General features: G+C 69.8%; 3 protein-coding genes. 2 read left to right on the top strand and 1 reads right to left on the bottom strand.

What is annotated here, in order from left to right:
- Window positions 1–58 precede the first annotated feature (58 nt).
- Window positions 59–727, top strand: a complete 669-nt coding sequence (locus tag ACWGKS_RS28030) for a response regulator transcription factor (RefSeq protein ID WP_452524668.1) — start codon at window positions 59–61, stop codon at window positions 725–727.
- Between the two features lie 3 nt (window positions 728–730).
- On the top strand, window positions 731–2,158 hold the full coding sequence (locus ACWGKS_RS28025) for an ATP-binding protein (protein WP_452524666.1): 1,428 nt from the start codon (window positions 731–733) through the stop codon (window positions 2,156–2,158).
- A gap of 14 nt (window positions 2,159–2,172) precedes the next feature.
- On the opposite strand, the gene ACWGKS_RS28020 is transcribed toward ACWGKS_RS28025, so the two are convergent.
- The gene (locus ACWGKS_RS28020) at window positions 2,173–3,123 is read right to left on the bottom strand and encodes a TAXI family TRAP transporter solute-binding subunit (protein ID WP_452524664.1); all 951 of its coding nucleotides are present in this window, start codon (window positions 3,121–3,123) and stop codon (window positions 2,173–2,175) included.
- Between the last annotated feature and the right edge of the window lie 200 nt (window positions 3,124–3,323).

Raw genomic sequence — 3,323 nt, 5'->3', positions numbered from 1 at the left:
GGGGGTGAGGGCGTGGAGTGGGGCCGCCCGCCGTGAACACTGCCTACTATGGCTAGCCATGCGTATTCTCGTGGTCGAGGACGATGACCGGGTGGCACGCGGGCTGGTGACCGCGCTGCGCTCCGCCTCCTTCGACGTCCAACGGGTGGCCACCGCGGAGCGGGCGCTCACGGCGCCGGCCGCGGACGTCGTCCTGCTCGACCTCGGACTTCCCGACGCCGACGGGATCGACCTCCTGCGCCGCCTGCGTCGGCGCCCCCAGACCGCGATCATCGCGGTGACCGCGCGCAGCGAGGAACGTGACCGGGTGCGGGGCCTGCGAGCCGGGGCCGACGACTACGTGGTGAAACCCTTCGGGGTGGCCGAACTCCTCGCGCGCATCGACGCGGTACTACGACGCACCCGGTCGGCGCGGGCCGAACCCGAGCCCGAGAACCCGCCGCTGCGGGTCGGTGACCTGGTCATCGATGTCGACTCCAGGGAGGCCGAACTCGGCGGCGAACCCCTGCAACTGACGCGTAAGGAGTTCGACCTCCTACGCCTGCTGGTCTCCCGTGCGCCGAACGTGGTGGCCCGAGACCAGATCCTGGACCAGGTGTGGGGCGCCGCCTGGGAGGCCTCCTCGCGAACCCTGGACACCCACATCGCCTCGTTGCGCAACAAGGTGGGGGACGCCGTGCACATCCGTACGGTGCGCGGGGTCGGCTACGTGCTCGACGGGGGCTGACCCATGCTCAGGCGTCTGCTGACGATCCTGTTGCCGGTGGCGTTCGTCCTGGTCGGAGCCGTTGTCGCGCCTCTGGGCGCGGTGATCGCCCAACAGCAGACCCAGCAGGTGTACGTCGACCGGCTGGGGGACGCCGGTCGTTTCGCGGCGCTCGCGCGCACCGCGCTGGAGACCGACCGGGACAACGCCCTGGCCCAGGAGATGTCCCGTTACGAGCAGCTCTACGGGATCCCGACGGTCGTGGTCGCCCCCGACGGGGAGGTCGTGACCGGGTCCGGAGACCGTGAGCGGATGCGAGCCCTGGTCGCGGACGTGGACATGGGGGCGGGGATCACCGCGGCCCTGGCCGGAGAACGTCCGGAGCCACCGACCACGGTATGGCCGTGGAGTTCCGATCCGCTGGTGGTGGCCGAACCGATCGGTCGTGACAGCGAGGTCGCCGGTGCCGTGGTGCTGGTCTCCTCCACCGATGGCCTGGGTGCCGACATCCTCACCGCGTGGGGGTGGATGACCCTGCTCAGCCTGATTCCGCTGGCCCTGTTGGTGGCGGCCTCGTTGCCGCTGTCCTGGTGGGTGCTGCAACCCGTCCATCGGCTGGACGAGGCCACCACCGCGGTGACCGCGGGCGACCTGGACGTGCACGTGGACGCCGAACGCGGCCCACCCGAGCTGCGCAGGCTCACCGATTCCTTCAACACCATGGTCGACGTGGTGCGTCGGGCCCTGGAACGGCAGCGCGCGTTCGTCTCGGAGGCCTCCCACCAGCTGCGCAACCCTCTGGCGAGTCTGCGGTTGTCGGTGGAGAACCTGGCGCCCTACCTGAAGGGGGAGGACGCGGCGGAGGCGCACGCCGTGGCGATCGACGAGACCACGATGATGCATCGGATGCTCAACTCGCTGCTGGCCGCCACCCGGCTGGAGAGCGTCACCGGCAGCGAGGCGGTGGAGTTGACGGCCCTGGTCGAGACCCGGGTTCCCAGGTGGCGCGCCCTGGGGGAGTCGCGCGGCATCGAGGTCGTCACCGACCTGCCCGAACGGGTGTGGGCGCAGGCTCCGGCGGGTGGCCTGGGCAGCATCCTCGACGAGCTGTTCAGCAACGCCATGCGGCTCTCCGGCGGCGACCGGATCGAGATCCGCGTCGACGACGGCGAGGAGGTAAGGATCGGGGTGTTCGACAACGGCACGGGGTTGCCGGAGGAGGAGCGTGAGGCCGCCCTCGGCCGGTTCTGGCGCTCTCCCAGCCACCAGAACATCGAGGGCACGGGGTTGGGGTTGGCGATCGTCGCCGACCTGGTTCGGGAGTCCGGTGGACGGCTCGTCCTGGGTGACGGACTGGCCGAGGACGGGCGCAATGGGCTCGGAGTGGTCATCGTCCTGCCACCGGCCGACCCCCCGAAGGAGTCCGATGACGATGAGCCTCCGCGGCCCTGAGGCGGGGCCTGGTATTACGCGGGCTTGTTCTCCCGATACCACTGCTCGGCCCCGGGATGCAGGGGCACGACGCCGGTGGAGATCCCGGTGCGCACGTTGATCTGTGCGGCTTCCGGGCGCTGTTCGGCCAGGCGTGCGGCGCCGGTGTACACGGTTTCGGTGATCCGTCGAACGAGCTCGTCCGGCAGGTCCCGGCGGCACAGGAGCAGGTTGGGGATGGACATGGTGGGGCAGGCGGGGATACCGCTGTAGGTGGTGGCGGGAATGGTCGCGGAAAAGTACGACTCCGGATACACGCCGACCATCGCGTCGGCGGTGTCGGCCAGGTCGACCAGCCGCAGGGCTCGTTCCTCGGCGAGGTCGGCGATCGCGGGGGTGGGGAGCCCGGTCAAGGAGAACATCGCGTCGATGTCTCCGGCGTCGAGGGCCGTGGCGGATGCGGCCTGGTCGAGTCGTACCTCCTCGGGCCGCACCCCGGTGACATCCAGGATCTGCGCGGCGGTGAACTCGGTGCCGGAGTTGACCGTGCCCAGGGAGACCCGCATCCCCTCGATGTCGGAGAGCGACCGCACGGGGGAGTCCTCGCGCACGGCCAGGTGGACGAAGCTGTCGAAGAGCCTGCCCACCGCGCTGATCGCGGACCCCTCCGTGGTGATGTCGGTGGCGAGTACGGAGTCGAGGTTGGCGAGGCCGAGATGGGCCTCGTCGTCGGCCAACATGCGCAGGTTGTCGTGGGAGGCGCCCGTCTCGACGGTGACGAGCTCTTGGTCGGGCAGGTGTTCGTCCAGCAGTCGGGCGAGGGCGGCGCCGATCTCGCGGTAGACGGCTCCAGGGGGGCCGGTGGCGACGACGATCCGGGGGAGACCGGGCGCGGGGTCGTTCGAGCAACCGCTCACGGCCGCGATGGAGAGGGCACCGAGACCGCCCAGGAGAGCGGCCCGTCTGGTCGGTCCGGGCGATCGCATACTCGCAGCTTAGACGGGGTCGAGCGTGGAGTGAGGGGGTCACCCCACCTCACTCCGTGTCCCACGGGGTATACCCAACGTCGCCCAATGTCAGAGGAATCCAAAGAAATAGTGAGTTGCGTTGCACACACCCCTTTGTGAACTGACTATCTATTGAGTCAAGACGTAACCCGGAGGCAAACTCGCGGCAACCCGCGAGT

The sequence above is a fragment of the Nocardiopsis sp. NPDC055879 genome (genome assembly GCF_053615935.1).
The sequence above is the reverse complement of the archived record's forward strand: the minus strand, read 5'-3'. Positions and strand labels throughout refer to the sequence as shown.

Coding starts and splice junctions, on each gene's coding strand:
- ACWGKS_RS28030 (WP_452524668.1), top strand. CDS start 59: ATGCGTATTCTCGTGGTCGAGGACGATGACCGGGTGGCACGCGGGCTG.
- ACWGKS_RS28025 (WP_452524666.1), top strand. CDS start 731: ATGCTCAGGCGTCTGCTGACGATCCTGTTGCCGGTGGCGTTCGTCCTG.
- ACWGKS_RS28020 (WP_452524664.1), bottom strand. CDS start 3,123: ATGCGATCGCCCGGACCGACCAGACGGGCCGCTCTCCTGGGCGGTCTC.